Source organism: Methylosinus sp. Sm6 (assembly GCF_019802345.1).
Lineage (GTDB): Bacteria > Pseudomonadota > Alphaproteobacteria > Rhizobiales > Beijerinckiaceae > Methylosinus.
In genome coordinates this window covers 1-19,494 of record NZ_JAINDZ010000008.1, presented here as the reverse complement: position 1 = coordinate 19,494, position 19,494 = coordinate 1, and the positions used below count along the sequence as shown (strand labels likewise).

The window sequence follows — 19,494 nt, the reverse complement described above, 5'->3', positions numbered from 1 at the left end:
GCTAGCTCTTGATGATGATCAGATATCTGGTCAAATAGATCGCATGCAGGCCGAGCGCGGATTCGATCTGCCGCAGGGCGGCGAGCGGATCGTCGGTGCGGAAGACGCCCGTCACCCGCCGCGCTCTCAACGCCGGATCGGCGAACAGCACCAGCCCACGGCGATAGCGCGCCAGCGCGTCGACCACGTCGCCGAGCGGCTTGTTCTCGAACATGAGCTGGCGCCGCCGCCAGGCGGAGAGCTGCTCGACATCGGCATCGGCGGGCGCTTGCGGGGCCGCGCCTTTCGCATAGACGGTCTGCCGGCCCTCCTCGACGAGGATGTCGCGCCCGCCGCTCGTCACCTCGACGCGATGCTGGCCGACCGCGATACGCGCCGTCTCACGCTCCAGGCAGACGTCGAAGGCGGTGCCGAGCGCCGTCACCGCGCCGCCCGCGGCCTCGACGACGAAGGGCCGAGAGGCGTCGGGCGCCACATCGAACCAGGCTTCGCCCACGAGCAAAGCGATGCGGCGTTCCTTGCCAGAATAGCGCAGGGCGACGGCCGAGCGGGAGTCGAGCTCGACCCGCGAGCCGTCCTCGAGCAAGATCGCTCTGCCCTCGCCGATTCCGGCGTAATGATCCGCCATGAGATAGGTCGGCGCGTCGGCGAAGAGCAGCAGGGCGGCGATCGCCGCCGCGCCGGCGGCGCCCGCGATCCGCCGCTTCGTGCGCCGTTTCCTGCGAACCGGCCCTGCGCCCGGCCAGCGCTGCGCCATATGGCCGAACAGCTTCGCGACCTCGTCGAAGGCGGCGCGATGCGTCTCGCTCGCGGCGAGCCACTCGTCGAGCGCCGCCGTCTCGGCCTTGGTCAGCCGCGGTCCGTCGTTCTGGCGCAGCCACCAATCGATCGCGAGATCGTGGACGTCGCGTCGCTCTTTCGTCATTCCGCGGCCCTCCGCGTCCTCGCTCGGCGCAGGCGCGAGCGGGCCGGGAAAGAGGCGCGGACGCGGAAATGATCATCGCAGCGCCTCGAGGCAGCGGCGCACGGCGAGCCGCATGTGCTTCTGCGCCATGTTCTGCGAAACGCCGAGCCGCTGCGCGATCTCGCCGAGCGAGAGGCTCTCGAGCAGATAGAGCAGAAACACCTCGCGGCAGCGCGGCGGCAGGCCTTCGATCGCGGTATGGAGGGGCCGCCATTTCTCATCGGCCTCGACGACGCTCGTCGGGACGCGCGCCGTCGCAGGGCGCGCTTTCGGGAAGCTCGCCGAACGCGAGATATTTCGCCTCCGTCCGCCGCCGGCGGACATGGTCGCGCGCCAGATTGAGCGCGATCCGCCGCAGCCAGGAGGGCGGGGCGTCCATGGCCTCGATGCGGTCGTGGCGCAGGACGCGCACGAAGGTTTCCTGCAAGATGTCGCTCGCGTCCTCGGGGGCGAGCCGGCGCGAGAGAAAGCGAGCGAGCTGGCGCTTGTTGCGCGCGAATAATTCGCCGATCGATCGGCGTCGAAATTCTGACATGGACGTCCACTCGGGGCCGGAGGCTGACGGACTCGTCCCCGCGCGTGCGGGGGCCGGAGGTCAGCGCGCCGGAGGCGCTCGGGACGACCAGGAACTGGCCCAGCCGCTCGCCGGCGCGGCCGGCGCGGGCGGCGGCGCGGCGGGCTCGAATGGTTCGGCGACGGCGAGCGTCGGCGTCTCATGCGCCTGCGCGACGGACGGACCGCGCCCGCCCACACAACAATCGCTCGCGCAATGTGAGTCGTGCGGCGTCGTGCGGCCGTCGGCGGGTTCGAGGTCGCCGAGGCAGAGCGTCGCCTCCGTCTGGCCCGCCGTCATCGCCGCGTGCCGCTCGGCGGGCGTCGCGTGGCCGAGGGATGCGACCAGCGCGCCCTGAAAGACGAACAGCAGCGTCGCAATCAACGCGAGAATCGCGCGGCAATGGAGGCCCGGCCGTTTCGAGGATCGCGGCATGCGTCGATCGCGGCATGCGTCGATTTGTCCGCCGCCGCGACGGGAGCGTCAACGGGACCGTAAAATAAAACCCATGCTGTGGCCCCGCGGTCACAGCGCCGGCCGTCTCAATACACTCCCAGGATCAGCCGCGCCGTGCGCGCGCGATAGGCCTCATTGCGCGCAAGGTGGAAAGAACAAGGACGACGAGCAGCGCGAGGCGGCTGGTCATGGCGCGCCTTCCAGCGCCTGCAGCGCCGCGCGGCGGCCCGATGCGAGCGCGCTCTCGACCGAGGGCGCGCCCTGCGCATGCTGGCCGGCGAAGACGATCGGCCCGAGCGGCGCGCAGGCGATATGGCGCGGCGCGGCGGCGCGGTCCAGGCCGCCGCCCGGCTTCGCCGTCGCCTCGAACAGCCAGTTCGGCGGCGGCCGCAGCATGCTGTGGCCCCAGCGATAGACGAACAGCCCGGCGACATCGCGGTCGAAATCGAAATCGGCTCCGCGCATCAGCCGCGCGAGATCGCTGCGCAGCGACGCTTCATAATCGGCGAAGGGCGTGTGCAGCAGCGCCATGCGCGCCTCGGCGAGCGCGTCGAGCTCGGCGGAACAGCCGCCATAGAAGGTGAGCGTCGTCGCACGCTCGGGATCGGCGCGTCGTCCCCCGGCCCAATCGGCCACAGTGAAATTGACGAAATGACGCCCGCCGAACCAGCTCTGACTAAAGCCCAATCCGAGCTGCAGCAGCGGCGCCGCGCGGCGCAGCGCGACATTGGCGACGACGATCGGCGCCGCATGAATTCGGCTCCAGGCCTCCTGTCGCGCCGGGTCGGCCAGCGGCTCGACGAGCCGGCGAGCGCTCTGCGCCGATGCGGCGACGACGATCCGGCGCGCCTCGACGCGGCGAAAGACATTGTCCTGGAAATAGACGAGGCTCGCGCCCTTCTGCCCCGCGTGGGGGTCGATCTGCAGCACGGTCGCGTTCGACTCGATGCGCGGCGTCGCATTCGCCTTTGCGCCGAGCCAACCCTGAAAGCGGCGCGCCAGCTCAGACGTTCCGCCGGGGAAAGTGAAGATCGCGTGGCGCCGGAACTCGCTGGCGAGAAAGCCGATCGCGCTATGCGCATTCACCTGCGCCGCAGTCCCGCCGAAAGCGGTGAGCGTGTAGGCCGTGAAGAACTCGCCGAGGACAGGATCGCATCCCAGCGTCGTCTGCAGATAATGCGCGAGGCTGACCATGGAGAGCGCGTCATGCTCGCGCTCGCTCTCGTCGGCCGGATCGGTGACGCCTGCATCTCCGAGCAGGAGGATCGCCCGGCGCGCGCGCTCGAGATCGGCGACAACCTTCGGCGCGAAGGGCAGGCGCGAGAGCCCCTTCTCGAATGTGTCGATGTTCCAGCCGCGATAGCCGGGCGCGACGCCCGGCGCGGTCTCGTCGAGATAAAAGCTGTCGACCGGGTCCTCGACGAGATTCGCGTCCCAATCGACGCCGAGCGCGCGATAGACCTCCGCCAGCCAATCGGAGGCGGGCGCCGCGCAATAGGCGCCGGCGGTGGCGGCCGGTCCCGACAGCGGCGCGGCCTCGTCGCGGCCGGCGTTGCCGCCGAGCGAAGGCCCTGCCTCGAGGATCAGCAGGCGGGCGGACGGGCGCTCGCGCAGCAGATGAAAGGCCGCGGACAGGCCGGCGAGGCCGCCGCCGACAATGATCGCGTCGAAGCCCTCGCCGCTCTCGACGATCGGAAACGAACCGGAGACATCGTCGCAGCCGGGCGCGATCGTCACCGCATTTTTTTGGAAGCCGAGTCGGCGGTCGCGCAGCCAATGCGAGACGAGGAAAGTCGAAGGAAGATTGCCGCCGCGCAGGACGCGCGAGTCGAGTCCGATGGGGCCGTCGCAGGCGCCGCCCGTTCCGACGCCGGCGAGCGCGCGCGCCGGGACTCCGCCGGCGCTCATGACGAGACCGTCGACGAGCAGGCCATTGACGAAATCGCGGCGGGTGATCCCGTCGGTTCGTCCTCCACGTCGCGCAGGCGTTGGATTCATCGGCGTTTCCCTGCGCGGCGCCGCCCGGCTCAGTCGGCGGCGCTTTGCCGCGGCGTGAGCACGATACGCGCGCGTCCGCGCCGGTTCTTGGCGAGCGTCACGCGCGCGGCGGGGGCGCCGACGCGCGCTTCGGTCGTCTCGGCATAGGGCAGCGCCTTGTGGCCGGAGGCGACCGGGCCGAAGGAGGCGAGACATTGGTTATACGCGTCCGCCGCCTGAATGTTTTCACAATCGGCGATCGAACGGGGGCCGGCTGCGGCGGAGAAGGCCGCGAGAGTCGCCGCCGCGGCGACCCGGATCATGCGCAGCATCGTCATCCTCTCAATCGTGCTCCTGCCTTCTTGCCTGCGTCCGTGACGATTTTGTGGGCGAGCGCCTCGATCTCGCCATCCGTCAGCGTCTTGTCGCGCGGCTGCAGCGTCACCGCGACGCCGACCGATTTCTGCCCCTCGGGCACGCCCGGCCCCTCATAAACGTCGAACACGGTCACATCTGCGATGAGCGCGCGGTCGGCGTTCTGCACGGCCTTGACCAGATCGCCCGCCGGCGCGGCGCGATCCATGAGGAAAGCGAAATCGCGCGAGAGCGGCTGGAGGTCTGAGAGATCGAGCTTCGGCTTCGCCTTCGTTGGCTTCGCCTTTTGCGCCGGCAGCGCGTCGAGAATGATCTCGAAGGCGGCGATCGGCCCCTCGACGTCGAGCTGTTGCAGGAGGCGCGGGTGCAATTCGCCGAAATGGCCGATGATCGCCTTGGGGCCGAATTGCAGCGTTCCCGAGCGGCCCGGATGAAACCATGAGGGAGCGCCGGCGACGATCTGCAGGCCGCCGGTCGCGACGCCGAGCGATTGCAACAGCGCGAGCGCATCGGCTTTCACATCGAAAACGCCCGCCGGGCGCTCCTTCGCCGCCCAATGGCGGCCGGAGCCGGTCGGCAGAGCGAGGCCGCGGCGCAAGCCGGTCGCGGCGATCTTCTGGCCCTTCTCGTCCTCGCTCTGGAAGATCTGGCCGACCTCGAACAGAGCCACATCCGCAAAGCCGCGCGAAGAATTGCGGCCGGCGGCGGCGAGGAGCCCGGGCAGCAGGCTCGGCCGCATGTCGGAGAGTTCCGCGGCGATCGGATTGGCGAGGGCGAGATCCGCGCCGCCGCCGCCGAAGGCCTGCGCCTGCTCCTTCGGCACGAAAGACCAAGTGACGGCCTCGACGAGGCCGCGCCCCGCGAGCGCGCGCCGCGCAAAGCGCGTGCGCTTCTGCAGAAGGGTGAGAACGGCTTCCGTCACGCCTTCGCTGCGCGGCAGCGGCGCGGCGGCGATATTGTCGAAGCCGGCGATGCGGGCGATCTCCTCGACGAGATCGGCCTTGCCTTCGATATCCGGGCGCCAGCTCGGAATGGCGACGAGCGCCTCATCCTGCGCGGCTTCGACTTCGAATCCGAGCCGCGTCAGGATCGTGGCGGAATCCTCTCGCGAGACGTCGAGGCCGGTAAGGCGCTTCGTCTCGCTCCAGGGGAAGCGCAGCTTGCGCGCCGGCGCCTCCGCCGAGCCCGCTATGACGACGTCGGAAGGCTCGCCGCCGCAGAATTCCAGCACGAGCCTGGTCGCCAGCTCGAGGCCGGGCAGGGCGAAAGCCGGATCGACGCCGCGCTCGAAACGATAGCGCGCATCGGTGGAGATGCCGAGCTTGCGGCCGGTGTGCGCAATATTGGTCGGATCCCAGAGAGCCGTCTCGATCAGCACGTCGGTCGTCGCCTCCGAGCAGCCCGAATGCTCGCCGCCCATCACGCCCGCGAGAGACTCGGGACCATTGTCGTCGGCGATGACGACCATTTGTGCGTCGAGCTCATAGGTCTTGCCGTCGAGCGCGAGCAGTTTTTCACCTGCCCGCGCAAGGCGCACGACGAGATCGCCGGCGACCTTGCTCGCGTCGAACACATGCAGCGGGCGGGCGCGGTCGAAGGTCAGATAATTGGTGACGTCGACGAGCGCATTGATCGGGCGAAGGCCGATGGCGCGCAGACGGTCCTGCAGCCAGGCGGGGCTCGGCCCGTTCTTCACGCCGCGCACGAGGCGCAGAGCGAACAGCGGCGCGAGATGCGTGTCGGCCTCGGCGAAGTCGAGCGTCACGCGCCGCGGCATGGCGAAGCGGCTTTCGATCTTTTCGATCGGAGCGGATTTCAGCGTTCCGAGGCCGGCCGCGGAAAGATCGCGGGCGATGCCGAAAATGCCGGCGGCGTCGGGCCGGTTCGGCGTCAGATTGATCTCGATGACCGGATCGTCGAGCCCGGCCCATTTCGCATAAGCCGCGCCGATCGGCGCATCCTCCGGCAGCTCGATGACGCCGTCGTGATCATTCGACAGTTCGAGCTCGGCCGCCGAGCACAACATGCCGAGCGATTCGACGCCGCGGATGACGCCCTTGCCGAGCGTGATCTTCTTGCCGGGAATATAGGTCCCGGGCGCGGAGAACACGCTTTTCAGTCCCGTGCGCGCATTGGGCGCGCCGCAGACGACCTGCACCGGCGCTCCGGCTCCCGCATCGACCATGCAGACGCGCAGCCGATCGGCGTTGGGATGCGGCTTCGCCTCGATCACATGCGCGATGACGAAATCCTTCAGCTGCGCGGCGGGATCGTGCACATGCTCGACCTCGAGGCCGATGCGGGTCAGAGTTTCGACGACCTCGTCGAGCGTCGCGCTCGTCTCGAGATGGTCCTTCAGCCAGGAGAGTGTGAGTTTCATTGATCGAGCTTTCGAAGCTTTTTGTTCATTCCGCAGCGCGCGGCGGCGTGGCGCCGGGCGCCTCCTGGCCGCACAGCATGCTGGCGACGCCGATGTCTGGCGACTTTCATCATGTGCGACTTTTGAGGATGAGATAGACAGCCAGCGTTCTCCGGTCGTCCGACGATAGATCGGCTATCAGCTTCAATGTCGATCGGGCCGCTTGAACCAGCTTGCGGCACGATATGCTCGGCGGCCTCATCTTACCGTCGTCACCACGAATTTTTTCGTCGGCGGCCCGAATCCGGTTGAATCGTCCGATCGGCAGATAGTCGGCGAGGTTGCGCGCTGTTTGCAGCTCGATCACGCGATTACCGATTTCCTTCAGTGCAGGATTGCTTCTCAGAGGTTCCTTGTTGAAAGCCTCTTTGAGGGAGCCGTGGTTCAGAGCGCGGTAAACGATCTCATACTCCTGACTGCCGGGCGGCGAGCCCGCAACAAGCTCTTTGGCGCACAGTCGGGTCAGCGCGTGAAAAACGGCGTAATAGGCCGTGCTTATGGCGCGCCTGCGAACAACCGCGCGACGCGTCTTGTCGCCGGAGGAGCCCCCGATGTCCCCTCCTGCGAGTTCCTCCGCGAGGTCCAAAAGCGCTTCCGCCATCGTCATGTGTTGCGGACCCTAATCGATCTCTTCTTCCTCGTATTCCTCATCCGAGCCAGGGTAGTCCTGGTCGAGAAATACGAAACGGCTGTCTCCTGCTGTGATGAGCACGTCACGAATTGCGCTCACCGACTGGTATAGCTCATCCACGTTGTCGACGCGCTTCTTGAGATGGGCCAGAACACGAATGACAGGTTCGCCATCGAAATCGTCTTCCGGCGTGACATCGGAGCTCAAAAATTCATCACGAAACTGCTCTCGTAGAACTTGCGTGACGACTTTTTCGACTTCAGGTAAGGTCATCATCCTCGCCTCCATCTGCGCTACCCGCTCAATCCCCCCGCCAGCGTCGGGAAGTCCAGCGGCCTAAAGCCATAATGCGTCAGCCAGCGCACATCGGCCTCGAAGAAGGCCCGCAGGTCCGACATGCCGTATTTCAGCATGGCGAGGCGGTCGATGCCGACGCCGAAGGCGAAGCCCTGATATTTGTCCGGATCGAGCCCGCAATTGCGCAGCACATTGGGATGCACCATGCCGCAGCCCAGAATCTCCATCCAATCCTCGCCCTCGCCGAAGCGAATGTCGCCGCCCTGGCGACGGCACTGCACATCCACCTCCGCCGACGGCTCGGTGAAGGGGAAGAAGGAGGGGCGAAAGCGCATCTTCACCGATGTCACCTCGAAGAAGGATTTCAGAAATTCTTCGAGCGCCCATTTCAGATGGCCCATATGGGTCGTCTCGTCGATGACGAGCCCCTCGACCTGATGGAACATCGGCGTATGGGTCTGGTCGCTGTCGCAGCGATAGGTGCGGCCGGGACAGATCACGCGGATCGGCGGCGCCTTGCTCAGCATGGTGCGCACCTGCACCGGGCTCGTATGCGTGCGCAAGAGCTTGCGCTTGCCGCCCTCGCCGGGCGCGAAGAAGAAGGTGTCATGCATCTCCCGCGCCGGATGGCCTTCCGGAAAGTTGAGCTTGGTGAAGTTGTAATCGTCGCTCTCTATGTCCGGCCCTTCGGCGACGGAAAATCCCATATCGGCGAAGATCGCCGTCAGCTCGTCCATGACCTGCGAGATCGGATGGATGCGGCCGAGCTCCTGCCCGGTTTCCTGCACGGGCAGCGTCACGTCGAGCGTCTCGGCGGAAAGACGCTTTTCCAGCGCCTGGGCCTGCAGCACGTCGCGACGCGCGGCGATCGCCTCGGCCGCCCTGTCCTTCAGCGCATTGATCTTCGCGCCTTCGGTCTTGCGCTCGTCGGGCGACATCTTGCCGAGCGTCGAGAGCAGGGCCGAGATGCCGCCCTTCTTGCCGAGCGCGCCGACGCGCACGGCCTCGAGCGCCGCCTCGTCCGCCGCCGCCGCGATCGCCGCCAATGTCTGCGTCTCGAGTTCAGCGATATCCGTCATTGTTTCCGCCACGCGTGAAATTGCTGGGGCGGGTTCTGCCATGCTCGGGGATGGATGTCGAGAACGCGGAGCTTCAGGGCTCCCCGGCGCCCTCGCGCCAGAGCCTCTGGGCGGCCTCGGCGATCACCGCCTCCTCATTGGTCGCGAGGACCAGAACCTCCGCCGCGGCTTCGGCGGCGCCGATGGATGCGGCGCCGCGACGATTGGCCTCGGCGTCGATCGCCACGCCGAGATGGCCGAGAAAAGCGCAGATGCGCGCGCGCATGGCGGGAGAGTTCTCGCCGATGCCGGCGGTGAAGACCAGAATGTCGAGCCCGCCGACCGCGCTCGCCAGCGAGCCGATCTCGCGCGCGGCGCGATAGGCGAACAGCGCCATCGCCTCCTCGGCGGCCGGCGACGCATCGGCCTCGAGCGCGCGTAGATCGTCGCTGACTCCGGACACGCCGAGCAGGCCAGACTCGTTATACAGCAGCTCATGCAGGGCCTTCGCCGTCATGCCCTCCTCGAGGATGAGATGCAGCAGCAGGCCCGGATCGATGGCGCCGCTGCGCGAGCCCATCATCAGCCCGTCGAGCGCGGTGAAGCCCATTGTGGTGGCGACGCTCGTGAGTCCGCGCATCGCGCAGAGGCTCGCGCCATGGCCGAGATGCGCGACGATCACGCGGCCCTGCGCGCGCTCGCCGCGCAGTAGCCGCAGCTCCTCGGCGATGAATTGATAGGAGAGACCGTGAAAGCCGTAGCGCAAGACGCCGCGCTCGGCGAAGGCGCGCGGCAGCGGAAACAATTGGGCGAGGCGCGGCTGCGTGCGATGGAAGGCGGTGTCGAAGCAGGCGATCTGCGGCAGATCGGGCCGGCTCGCCAGCAGGCTGCGGATCGGCGCGAGATTATGCGGCTGATGGCTCGGCGCGAGCGGAGCATAGGCGGAAAGGCGCTGCAGAATGTCCGGCGTCACCCGCACCGGCCGGTCGAATTCGGCGCCGCCATGCACCACCCTATGGCCGACGACGGCGAGCTCCAGCTCCGGCTGGCGCGCGGCGATCGCGTCGATCAGCCAGCGCGCCGCGCCCTCATGATCGATGTCGGGCGCGAGCGAGGCTAGCGCCGAAAGCTTGCCCGCTTCGGGACCATGCGCGGAAAAATGGGCGGGCTGGCCCGTCTCGCCGAGCCCGGCGACGCCGCCGCGACACAGCGGCGCGAGCGTCGCCGCCTCATACAGCGCGAATTTGAGGCTGGACGAGCCCGCATTGAGCGCGAGCAGTACTCCGCTCACACCGCCTCCAGGGTCCGATGCGCGAAGAGCTGCGCCAGGGCGCAGGAGACGACGCGCGCTCTCACGCCGTCGGCGCGGCTCGTCAGCACGATCGGCACGCGGGCGCCGAGCACGAGGCCCGCGTCCTCGGCGCCGGCGAGATAGACGAGCTGCTTGGCGAGAATGTTTCCGGCCTCGAGATCGGGCGCGAGCAGAATATCGGCGTCGCCGGCGACGCTCGACTTGATTCCCTTGGCCCTGGCCGCCTCTGGCGAAATGGCGTTGTCGAAGGCGAGCGGCCCGTCCACTTCGGCTCCGGTGATCTGGCCGCGATCGGCCATTTTGCACAGCGCCGCCGCTTCGATCGTCGAGGGGATTTTCGCATCGACGGTTTCGACGGCCGAGAGCACGGCCAGCTTCGGACGCGCGATGCCGAGCGCATGAGCGAGATCGATCGCATTCTGGGCGATGTCGCGCTTGTCCGCGAGCGTCGGCGCGATGTTGATGGCGGCGTCGGTGACGAGCAGCGGCTTGCAATAGCTCGGCACGTCCAGCACGAAGACATGGCTGATGCGTCGTTCCGTGCGCAGGCCCGAGCCCTCGCGCACCACGGCGCCCATCAGTTCATCCGTGTGGAGCGAGCCCTTCATCAGGGCCTCGACCTCGCCTTCCCGCACGAGCGCCACGGCGCGGTCGGCGGCGGCGTGGCTGTGCGGCGCGTCGATGATCTCGACGCCCGCCAGCGAGATCCCGGCCGCCCCGGCGACAGCGGCCAGCTTTGCGCGCGGCGCGACGAGCACGGGCGTCGCGAGGCCGGCGTCGCGCGCCGCGAGCGCGCCCTGCAGCGAGATCGCGTCGCAAGGATGCACGACGCCGAGCCGGATCGGCGGCAAAACGCGGCAGCGCTCGAGCAGATCGTCGAAGAAGGCGCGACACGCAGGCGCGTCGCTTCGGCTAAACAGCATCTCCCGCTCCCGACTTGCCCGATGCGCGGCGCGTCAGTCGCCGGACGGGGAGGCGTCCTCCGTCCCGCTGTCGGACTTCAGCGCCGCCGCCGCTGCGCGCGAGCAGCGGTCGTCGACGCGCTTCTCTCTGGACGTGAGGCCGATCCATGCGCCGATCCGCTCCGAATCGAACCCCGCCTCGCAGCGGCCGCCCACCTTGATCAGCGGCCTTCGGATCAATATCGGGTCGACGATCATCATGACCAGCGCCGCCTGGGGCGTGATCTTCTCGACGTCGATCTCGCCGGATTTGATGCGCGGCGCTGCGGGATTGAACCAATCCCGCACCGGCGTCTCGCCGAAATAGGGCCGCAGGCTGGAGACGCTCCACGGCTCGGAAAGAAGATTGCGCACATCGAGCGAATGGCCCGAGGCGACGAGGAGAGCTTTCTGCCGCGCATTGCTCGCGCAACCGGGCTTTTCATAGAAAATCACGTCGGCCATGCGTCACCTCGGAAAGGACCGATCCCGACGAAGGATTAGGCTAGAGCATAGCACAGATTTGTGCGACGCGGAACGGCCGATTCATATTTGTGGCGAATTTCGGATCGCCATGCCTCTCCGCGCGGCGTCGCGCGCTATTCCGCAGCGCCATATTTGTGCAGATGCGCCCCATGCGCCGAGAGCCAGGCTTCGGCGCGCTCGGTCTCGGGACAGAGCCGCCGGGCGAGCGCCCAGAAGCGCGCCGAATGATCGAGGTGCTGGAGATGCGCCACCTCATGCGCGGCGAGATAATCGAGCACGAAGCACGGCGCCATCACGAGACGCCAGGAGAAATTCAGCGAGCCGGACGCCGAGCAGGAGCCCCAGCGGCTCACCGTGTCGCGCAGGCCGACGCCGCGCGGCGGCAGGCCGAGCGCCCGCGTGTGACGGGTGACCGCCTCCTCGAGGTCGCGCCGCGCTTCGCGCTTCAGATAATCGACAATGCGGCGGTGCATATGCTCCGCCGCGCCGGCGACGCAAAGGAGCGATGCGGCGTCGCCGCGCTCGTTCACATCATGGGTTTCCACCCACACCGTGCCGCGCGCATCGGGACGATGCGTGAGCCGATGATCGACGCCGCGCATCGGCACGATCGCGCCATGCTCGAAAGGAATGATGTCGGGCAGCCGCCGCAAGCGCGCGGAGATCCATGCGGCGTGCCGCTCGGTGAACTCCCGCGCCTCGCGCAGAGACGAGCGTGAGGGCATCGTCAGCACGGCGTCGCGCGCCGCGAAGCGCACGCGCAGGGTGAAGCGTCGCGCGGCGGCCGAGCGCCTCAGAGACACGGCGATCGTCTCGCCCGCATGCGAGACGGTAATGACCGAGGAGCCGGCGGTCTTGGCGATGCCATCGCGAGTGATTCGAAGCATGGCGCGATGCTAACGCAAAGGGCCCGCGCGTCGCGAGAGCGAACTGCGGGCCCTGCGAAAAAAATCGGAGGCGTTGCCTTTTCGCCGCTATCGCCGTCTCACGCTCAAAGATAACGCTGCAGATCGCGCGCGGCTTCCGCCGGCTTGCGGGAGATGTTGAACGAGCTGACGAAGCGGCCGTTCTTGTCCATCAGATAGACCACCGTCGTATGATCGACCGCGTAATCTCCGGCGCCGTCCGAGGCCTTTTTGGAATAGATGCGATATTCGCGCAGCACCGGATCGATCGCCGCGCGGTCGCCGGAGACGCCGACGATGCGCGGATCGAAATTGGCGAGATAATCTTTCATCACCGCCGGCGTGTCGCGCTCTGGATCCACGGTGATGAACAAGGCGCCGGCGTTGGCGTCGGGGCCGAGCTCGCGAAGCACCTCCGAGATCTCGAACAGAGTGGCGTGGCAGATGTCGGGGCAATGCGTGTAGCCGAAGAACACGAGGAACGGGCGGCCGAGGAAATCCTTCTCGGTCACCTCCTGGCCATTCTGCGCCACGAGGCGGAACGGCCCGCCGATGGCGGAGGCCGGCGGCGGCGGCGGCTTCAGGCTGGTGACGACGACGAGCGCGGCGAAGGCCAGGAGGCACGCGCCGCCGATCGCGAGGAGCGGCAGCTTCGGAAGCTTGCCGCTCTTGGCGCGGCTCTTTTGCGAACCCTTGGCGAAACTCTTGGACATCGGCGTTCTTCCCGTGGATTTTCTCGTTCGTGTCGTGCTTGTCGCGCGTCGATTCGATCAGCGATTACGATAGGGGCCGAGCGCGCTCCATTCGACGAGCGCCGCAGCTTTTGTGTCCTGCCGCCGCCCCGCGTCGGCGTGGATGCGCCCGTCGGCCCTCGGCGGCCGGACCGCGGAGCGTCGTCGAGGCTCTCTTCGCCGCGGAACTTAGCCTGCGGAGCAGCGTTCGCCAAGCGTCGCCGGTTCCCTTGTCGCCGGTTCCCTTGTCGCTGCTCCCCTCCGCTCCAGGTCGTGGCGGCCGGCGCCGCGCCGCAGCGAAAAGGACTGGCACGCCCGCGCCGAAAACGCGACCGCGCCGACGCTCTCGAGCTATATATGAGCGCCCGGCCGATTCCCGAGCGGCCGTCCGGACGAGAGGCGCGAAGACATGTGCGAAGATGCGAATGCCGTTCCCGGCAAGATCCTGGTCGGAGCCAATAATGACGGCGTCTATCGGTATCTCACTCTCGCGCTCGGCAATCGTCATGGGCTCATCGCCGGCGCGACCGGCGGCGGCAAGACAGTGACGCTGCAGCGCCTCGCGGAAGGCTTCTCCAACGCCGGGACTTCCGTGTTCCTGGCCGATGTGAAGGGCGATCTCGCCGGCCTGTCGCAGCCGGGCGAGCCGCGCCAGGCCTTCGTCGACCGCTGTCTCGAGATCGGCCTCGCCTATGCGCCGGATCGCTTTCCTGTCGTGTTCTGGGACATTTTCGGCGAGCAGGGACATCCGGTGCGCGCCACCATCGCCGAGATGGGGCCGCTGCTGCTCGCGCGGCTGCTCGAGCTCAACGAAACTCAAGAAGGCGTGCTCAATGTGGTGTTCCGCGTCGCCGACGAGCAGGGATTGCTGCTGCTGGATCTGAAGGATCTGCGCGCGGCGCTGACCTTCGTCTCCGAACATGCGGGCGAATTGCAGACCAAATATGGCAATGTCGCCCCCGCGTCGATCGGCGCGATCCAGCGCCAGCTGCTGAGCCTCGAATCGCAGGGCGGCGACAAATTCTTCGGCGAGCCGGCGCTCGACATCGCCGATTTCCTGCGCGTCGATCGCGACGGGCGCGGCGTCATCAATATTCTGGCCGCCGACAAGCTGATGCGCGCGCCGCGCCTCTACGCCACCTTCCTGTTGTGGCTGCTGTCGGAGCTGTTCGAGCAGCTGCCCGAGGTCGGCGACCTCGACAAGCCCAAGCTGGTCTTCTTCTTCGACGAGGCGCATCTTCTGTTCGAAGACGCGCCGAAGCCGCTGCTCACGGCGATCGAGCAGGTGGTGCGGCTCATCCGCTCCAAGGGCGTCGGCGTCTATTTCGTCACCCAGAACCCGCTGGACGTGCCGGACACGGTGCTCGGCCAGCTGGGCAATCGCGTGCAGCATGCGTTGCGCGCCTTCACGCCGCGCGACCAGAAGGCGGTGCGCGCCGCCGCCGAGACGTTTCGGCGCAATCCGGCCTTCGACACGTCGGAAGCGATCATGCAACTCGGCGTCGGCGAGGGGCTCGTCTCCATGCTCGACGCCAAGGGCAAGCCGGAGATGGTGGACCGCGTGCTGATCGCCCCGCCCGCCGCGCGCGTCGGGCCGATCACGCCGCAAGAGCGCGCCGCCGTGCTGGAAGCGAGTTCCTTGCGCGGCAAATATGATACGGCCGTCGACCGTGAATCGGCTTACGAGGTGCTGCAGAAGCGCGCCGAGACCCATTTGCGTTCGGCGGGCGCGGGGCCGGCCGGCGGCGCGCCGATCGAGGCCGGCGCCTCCTCCGGCGGCGGGCTCACCGGAATGCTCGGCGGTCTCGTCGGCGGGCTGTTCAAGCGAGCGAACCCGAAGCGCCTCTCGACCGGCGAGATCGCGCTGCGCTCCGCCGTTCAGTCGGCGGCGCGCTCCATCGGCACGCAGGTGGCGAAGGAAGTGCTGCGCGGCGTGCTCGGGGGAATTTCGCGCTGATCTATGTTTTGCTGCACGCCTCCACGAAGGCTGCGGCATCCGTTTTTCCGGCCGTTGTTCCATAGCGGCGCGACGTCTTGTCGAGACGATAGCGCAGCTCCCCGCTCCGCCCGAAGGAGCGCATGAATTCGGACGCCGCGTCGACGTTGAAGATCAAGATCCAGCCGTACATCGGACTGCTTTCGATCTTGAAGTCGACGCCCTTCTGATCGGGGAGCATTTCGAACGCCGGATAATCGTCCCTTTTTATGAGCTCCCCGATCTCGGCCAGATCGGCTTTGTCGAGGAGGAGTGTCGCCTCCACCTCTCCCGAATGGAGCCGGCAATTGAACGCAAAGCGTCCGACGAGATCGGTTCCTTCGGACGCGGCGCGCACCAGGGACGCCATGTCTTCGCTCGCGTCGTAACGCCAGCGATCGTCGTCTCCATTCTGCGCGCGCGCAGAGGAGAGAACCGCGTAGAAGACCATGAGCGAGACGGGGAGCCGAAGCAAAGTCATAGATATATTCCTCAATTATGGTCTCGACGGGCCTCCCTGCCTGCGCCGCGCACGGCGATCAGCCAATAGATGCTTCCCGTCAGCGCCCCGGCGAGGAAGAACAGCAGCGCGAATCGGGCCTCGGCGGCGTTCATCTCGCCCGCCCGCGCCGAGCCGCGCGCGGCGCGGGCAATCCAGGGCGCGGCCGCCGCGAGAATTCCGCTGCCGCCCGCATACCAGGCGTAAGCGCGCACGCCGGCCGCCTCTCCGATCAGCGCGACGAAGCCGAGCGGCGCGACGCAGACGGCGAGACCCGCCGCCCAGAGAAACAGACCGAGAGCCAAGGCCGCTGAAGCGTTCGCCTCGATGTCGCCGTCCATCATTCCGAAAATGCCGTCGATCATCACGGCGAGCCCCGCCTCGCGCGTCGAGGCGTCGAAGAGGGCGGCGATCGGCAGAAAGACCATTCCGGCCCCGGCGGCAATGACGAAGCCGAAGGCGATCACGACGAGACGGCGCAGCATAGATGTCCTTCAGGGCTCCAGCACGGAGTCCCAATAAAGATAATCGAGCCAGCTGTCGTGCAGATAATTGGGCGGAAACAGCCGGCCGTTGCGATGCAGATCGGCGACGCTCGGCTGAAACGGAGGCTGGGCCGGTATCATGTGCGCCTCATGCGGCAGGCGGTCGCCCTTGCGCAGATTGCAGGCCGAGCAGGCCGCGACGACATTCTCCCAAGTGGTCGCCCCGCCCTTGGAGCGCGGGATCACATGGTCGAAGGTCAGATCGTCCCGCTGGCCGCAATATTGGCATGTGAACCGATCGCGCAGGAAGACGTTGAAGCGCGTGAAGGCCGGATGGCGCGAGGGCCGCACATAAGACTTGAGCGAGACCACCGAGGGCAGCCGCATCTCGAAAGTCGGGCTTTTGACCGTCTTGTCATATTCCGAGACGATATTGACCCGGTCGAGGAACACGGCCTTGATCGCGTCCTGCCAGCCCCAGAGCGAAAGAGGGTAATAGCTCAGCGGCCGATAGTCGGCGTTGAGCACCAGCGCAGGACAGGCCTGCGGCGAGACAATGGACTGGCGAAAGTGAACGCTCACCTCAGCCCTCTCGAATAAGTCGGCCGGACCGCCCCTCCAGCTCCCGATGCCTTCCATAGTCTACAGGCAGGATGACGCCATTGTGAAGGCTCCTCGCGCCGCGGCCGAGGGATTCTGCCGCCAGAGCCCCGCCTCGCTGAAAAATAGCCATTTATACCAGTAGTTTACGTTTCCTCATGGCCCGCGCCCGCCGAACGCCGCCGCATGCTTTCGCCGGCGCTGGGCGCATGGCTTGCAGTCTTTCGGCCGAACGCCGGCCGATTGCGGCAATTTGCTTCAAATCGGCACGGCTCCGAATCATCGGGCTGGAGGCAGGCCGTGTCGCGTTTCGCCGATCTTTCCATTCCGTCCCCGCCGCAGGGCGGGCGCATCCCTGGCGAGCAGGATGTCGCCGCACGCCGTTCCGGCTGGTCGCAGGCCATGCCCGGACACAACACCGCTCTCGTGCGGGCGTCCTTCTCCGTGATGGCGGCGCTGCTCGATTTCGCCATCGTGCTGTGGAGCGCGATCGGCTGCGAGTCGCTCTATCACAGCTTCGCCTACAGCTCGACCGGGCTGACGCTCCCCAATCTGCGTCTGTGCCTGTTCGCTGCGATCCTGTTCGTGCTGTCCAATGTCATGCGGCACGAATATTCGATCAAGAACTACCTTGATTTCGCCGGACATGGCTGGCGTTGCTTCATGCTCTGGACCGTCGCCGTGCTGTGCACGCTCGCGTTCGGCTTTCTCGCCAAGGCGACCGAAGAATCCTCGCGCGCCGCCTTCGTGCTGTTCTACGCCATCGGCATGTTCGCCATCTACGTCGAACGCGCGAGCCTCGTGCTGCTGGTCAAGCGCAGCGCCGAGCGTGGCGGCGTGTCGGCGCGGCGCGTCTTCCTCGTCGGCTTCGAGCGCGAGATCGAGGCGTTCACGCAGCGCTACCATCCGTGGAAGAGCGGCATGAATGTTGTCGCCGCCGTCGCCCTGCGCGACGAGCCCGACGCGCTCGGCGACGATCTGGCGCTGGCCCAGGCCTCGGCGCGCATGCTGCGGCCCGACGATGTGTTCATCCTCGCGCCCTGGTCACGCCCCGATGTGATCGACAATTGCGTCACCGCCTTCCTGCGTGTGCCCGCCTCCATTCATCTCGGCCCCGAGCGCGTGCTCGACCGTTTCGTCGACGCCCATGTCAACAAGATCGGCGCGATCGCCAGCCTCAATCTCAATGGGAGGCCGCATGACGCGCTGGAGATCGTGGCCAAGCGCGCGACGGATGTCGTCCTCGCCGCGCTCGGCCTCGTCGTCCTGTCGCCGCTGCTGCTGCTCGTCGCCATGGCGATCAAGCTGGACAGCCAGGGCCCTGTGCTGTTCTTCCAGCGCCGCTACGGCTTCAACCGCGAGCCCTTCCGCATCGCCAAATTCCGCTCGATGACGACGATGGAGGACGGCCGCAACGTGACTCAGGCGACGGCCGGCGACGCTCGCATCACGCGCGTCGGCCGCTTCATCCGCCGCTACAATATCGACGAGCTGCCGCAGCTCATCAATGTGCTGCGCGGAGACATGTCTCTCGTCGGTCCGCGCCCGCATGCGCTCGTGCACGACCAGCTCTACGAGAGCGAGATCGCGCTCTACGCCCGCCGCCACAATGTGAAGCCCGGCATCACCGGCTGGGCGCAGGTCAATGGACTGCGCGGCGAGATCGACTCGCCCGAGAAAATCCGCGCGCGCGTCGAGCACGATCTCTATTACATCGACCATTGGTCGCTGCCGCTCGATCTGTGGATCATCTTCATGACCGTCTTCTCGAAGAAGGCCTATCGCAACGCGCTGTGAGGATAGGCGCGCGTGGCTCTTGGGCCCCGCCTCACACGAAAGCGGCCGAACGCGCGTCGACGCGCACCGCGCTGCGGCCGCCGCCGCGCATCTCCACCCGAATCTGCACGGCGATGCGCTGGCGCAGCGACTCGACATGGCTGATGACGCCCACCTTGCGTCCCTGCCCCTGCAGGCGCTCCAGCGCGTCGATCGCGACGTCGAGCGTCGATTGATCGAGTGTGCCGAAGCCCTCGTCGATGAACAGCGTGTCGACGAAAGAGTCGCGTCCCTCGAGGCTGCAGAGCCCGAGCGCGAGCGATAGCGAGGCGAGAAATCGCTCGCCGCCCGACAGCGAGCGCGTCGAGCGCCGCTCGTCGCAGAGCTCGCGGTCGACGATCTGCAGGCCGAGATCGGCGACGTCGCTCGCCGAGCGCTCCAGACGATAGCGCGGCGTCAAGCTCTCGAGATGGCGATTGGCGAGGGCGACGAGGCGCTCCAGCGTCACGCTCTGCGCGAAGCGGCGAAACTTGTCGCCATTCGCCGAGCCGATGGCGGCGTCCACCTCCGCCCAGCTCTTCTGCGTCGCCTCCGCGGCGGCGATCTCGAGCCGAAGCGTCTCGGCTTTTCCGCGGGCGAGGTCGTCGGCGGCGAGCGTCGCGCCGATCTCGCCGAGGCGGCGCGCCAGCTGCTGCTGCCGCTCCTCGGCCTGCGCGCGTCGCTCCTCCAGCAATTCGACGCTCTCCTCGGGCCGCCCGGCGGCGAGCGCCTCGTCGAGATCGCGCGAACGCGCCGCGGCTTCGGTCGCGGCGGCGGCGGCGGCGGCCTGCGCCGCCTCCACCCGCGCGCGAAGCGCGATGCGCTCCTGCGCCGAGACGCTCAGCAGCGCCTGCGCGGAGTCTGCGTCGATCTGCGCCGCCGCCAGCGCATCGACGCATTCTCTCGCGGCGGCCTCCGCCTGCCGCTGCGCGCTGTCGAGCGCTTGCGCGGCGTGAACGAGATCGCGACCGGCGGCGGCCTGCGCCGCATCCGCCGCCGCGCGGCGGCGCGCGGC

Annotated in this window: 21 protein-coding genes; 2 read left to right on the top strand and 19 right to left on the bottom strand. The window is 67.5% G+C overall.

Going from position 1 to position 19,494, the window contains the following annotated elements; translation table 11 throughout:
* Position 1: 1 nt before the first annotated feature.
* From K3F48_RS07375 to K3F48_RS07310, 15 genes are all read right to left on the bottom strand, one after another.
* Entirely contained in the window at positions 2 to 925 is a 924-nt protein-coding gene (locus K3F48_RS07375) for a FecR domain-containing protein (protein WP_222574780.1), read from the bottom strand.
* Positions 926 to 997: 72 nt separating this feature from the next.
* Positions 998 to 1,288 carry an RNA polymerase sigma factor gene (locus K3F48_RS24245; protein WP_255608592.1) on the bottom strand — a complete coding sequence of 97 codons (291 nt, stop codon included), beginning with the start codon at positions 1,286 to 1,288 and terminating at the stop codon, positions 998 to 1,000.
* Positions 1,182 to 1,499: an RNA polymerase sigma factor gene (locus K3F48_RS24240; RefSeq protein ID WP_255608591.1), complete on the bottom strand. Its 318-nt coding sequence runs from the start codon at positions 1,497 to 1,499 to the stop codon at positions 1,182 to 1,184. Before K3F48_RS24240 ends, K3F48_RS24245 begins: the two co-directional genes overlap by 107 nt.
* Before the next feature lie 60 nt (positions 1,500 to 1,559).
* Positions 1,560 to 1,952 (bottom strand): hypothetical protein, encoded by a 393-nt coding sequence (locus K3F48_RS07365; protein ID WP_222574779.1) that lies wholly within the window; start codon positions 1,950 to 1,952, stop codon positions 1,560 to 1,562.
* Between the two features lie 207 nt (positions 1,953 to 2,159).
* On the bottom strand, positions 2,160 to 3,971 hold the full coding sequence (locus K3F48_RS07360; protein WP_222574778.1) for an FAD-dependent oxidoreductase: 1,812 nt from the start codon (positions 3,969 to 3,971) through the stop codon (positions 2,160 to 2,162).
* A 29-nt stretch (positions 3,972 to 4,000) separates the two neighbouring features.
* Positions 4,001 to 4,288 (bottom strand): hypothetical protein, encoded by a 288-nt coding sequence (locus K3F48_RS07355; protein WP_255608589.1) that lies wholly within the window; start codon positions 4,286 to 4,288, stop codon positions 4,001 to 4,003.
* Positions 4,285 to 6,705 (bottom strand): phenylalanine--tRNA ligase subunit beta, encoded by a 2,421-nt coding sequence (gene pheT / locus K3F48_RS07350; protein WP_222574777.1) that lies wholly within the window; start codon positions 6,703 to 6,705, stop codon positions 4,285 to 4,287. Before pheT ends, K3F48_RS07355 begins: the two co-directional genes overlap by 4 nt.
* A gap of 109 nt (positions 6,706 to 6,814) precedes the next feature.
* Complete coding sequence (locus tag K3F48_RS07345) at positions 6,815 to 7,351, bottom strand: hypothetical protein (protein ID WP_222574776.1); 537 nt, start codon at positions 7,349 to 7,351, stop codon at positions 6,815 to 6,817.
* A 12-nt stretch (positions 7,352 to 7,363) separates the two neighbouring features.
* A complete protein-coding gene (locus tag K3F48_RS07340; protein ID WP_222574775.1) occupies positions 7,364 to 7,651 on the bottom strand; it encodes a hypothetical protein in 288 nt (95 codons plus the stop codon).
* Between the two features lie 17 nt (positions 7,652 to 7,668).
* A complete protein-coding gene (gene pheS / locus K3F48_RS07335; protein ID WP_222574774.1) occupies positions 7,669 to 8,751 on the bottom strand; it encodes a phenylalanine--tRNA ligase subunit alpha in 1,083 nt (360 codons plus the stop codon).
* A 73-nt stretch (positions 8,752 to 8,824) separates the two neighbouring features.
* Positions 8,825 to 10,021, bottom strand: coding sequence for an acetate/propionate family kinase (locus K3F48_RS07330; protein WP_222574773.1), 1,197 nt, complete (start codon positions 10,019 to 10,021; stop codon positions 8,825 to 8,827).
* The gene (locus K3F48_RS07325) at positions 10,018 to 10,965 is read right to left on the bottom strand and encodes a bifunctional enoyl-CoA hydratase/phosphate acetyltransferase (RefSeq protein ID WP_222574772.1); all 948 of its coding nucleotides are present in this window, start codon (positions 10,963 to 10,965) and stop codon (positions 10,018 to 10,020) included. Before K3F48_RS07325 ends, K3F48_RS07330 begins: the two co-directional genes overlap by 4 nt.
* Positions 10,966 to 10,998: 33 nt before the next feature.
* The gene (locus K3F48_RS07320) at positions 10,999 to 11,448 is read right to left on the bottom strand and encodes an ArsC/Spx/MgsR family protein (RefSeq protein WP_222574771.1); all 450 of its coding nucleotides are present in this window, start codon (positions 11,446 to 11,448) and stop codon (positions 10,999 to 11,001) included.
* A gap of 134 nt (positions 11,449 to 11,582) precedes the next feature.
* Positions 11,583 to 12,356 carry a M48 family metallopeptidase gene (locus K3F48_RS07315; protein ID WP_222574770.1) on the bottom strand — a complete coding sequence of 258 codons (774 nt, stop codon included), beginning with the start codon at positions 12,354 to 12,356 and terminating at the stop codon, positions 11,583 to 11,585.
* Positions 12,357 to 12,460: 104 nt separating this feature from the next.
* Complete coding sequence (locus K3F48_RS07310) at positions 12,461 to 13,087, bottom strand: SCO family protein (RefSeq protein ID WP_222574769.1); 627 nt, start codon at positions 13,085 to 13,087, stop codon at positions 12,461 to 12,463.
* 427 nt (positions 13,088 to 13,514) lie between these two features.
* Between K3F48_RS07310 and K3F48_RS07305 the strand changes: the two genes are divergently transcribed.
* Positions 13,515 to 15,062 (top strand): helicase HerA-like domain-containing protein, encoded by a 1,548-nt coding sequence (locus tag K3F48_RS07305; protein ID WP_222574768.1) that lies wholly within the window; start codon positions 13,515 to 13,517, stop codon positions 15,060 to 15,062.
* A gap of 1 nt (position 15,063) precedes the next feature.
* Here K3F48_RS07305 and K3F48_RS07300 read toward each other — a convergent pair whose 3' ends face one another.
* The 3 genes from K3F48_RS07300 to K3F48_RS07290 are packed head-to-tail and all read right to left on the bottom strand — an operon-like array spanning position 15,064 to position 16,592.
* Positions 15,064 to 15,561, bottom strand: coding sequence for a hypothetical protein (locus K3F48_RS07300; RefSeq protein WP_222574767.1), 498 nt, complete (start codon positions 15,559 to 15,561; stop codon positions 15,064 to 15,066).
* An 11-nt stretch (positions 15,562 to 15,572) separates the two neighbouring features.
* Positions 15,573 to 16,064 carry a hypothetical protein gene (locus K3F48_RS07295; protein ID WP_222574766.1) on the bottom strand — a complete coding sequence of 164 codons (492 nt, stop codon included), beginning with the start codon at positions 16,062 to 16,064 and terminating at the stop codon, positions 15,573 to 15,575.
* 9 nt (positions 16,065 to 16,073) lie between these two features.
* A complete protein-coding gene (locus tag K3F48_RS07290) occupies positions 16,074 to 16,592 on the bottom strand; it encodes an HNH endonuclease (protein WP_370631374.1) in 519 nt (172 codons plus the stop codon).
* 372 nt (positions 16,593 to 16,964) lie between these two features.
* On the opposite strand from K3F48_RS07290, the gene K3F48_RS07285 reads away from it, so the two are divergent.
* Entirely contained in the window at positions 16,965 to 18,461 is a 1,497-nt protein-coding gene (locus tag K3F48_RS07285) for an undecaprenyl-phosphate glucose phosphotransferase (RefSeq protein WP_370631369.1), read from the top strand.
* A 31-nt stretch (positions 18,462 to 18,492) separates the two neighbouring features.
* Here K3F48_RS07285 and K3F48_RS07280 read toward each other — a convergent pair.
* The coding region (locus tag K3F48_RS07280; RefSeq protein ID WP_305080288.1) for an SbcC/MukB-like Walker B domain-containing protein at positions 18,493 to 19,494 on the bottom strand (1,002 nt) is incomplete at its 5' end.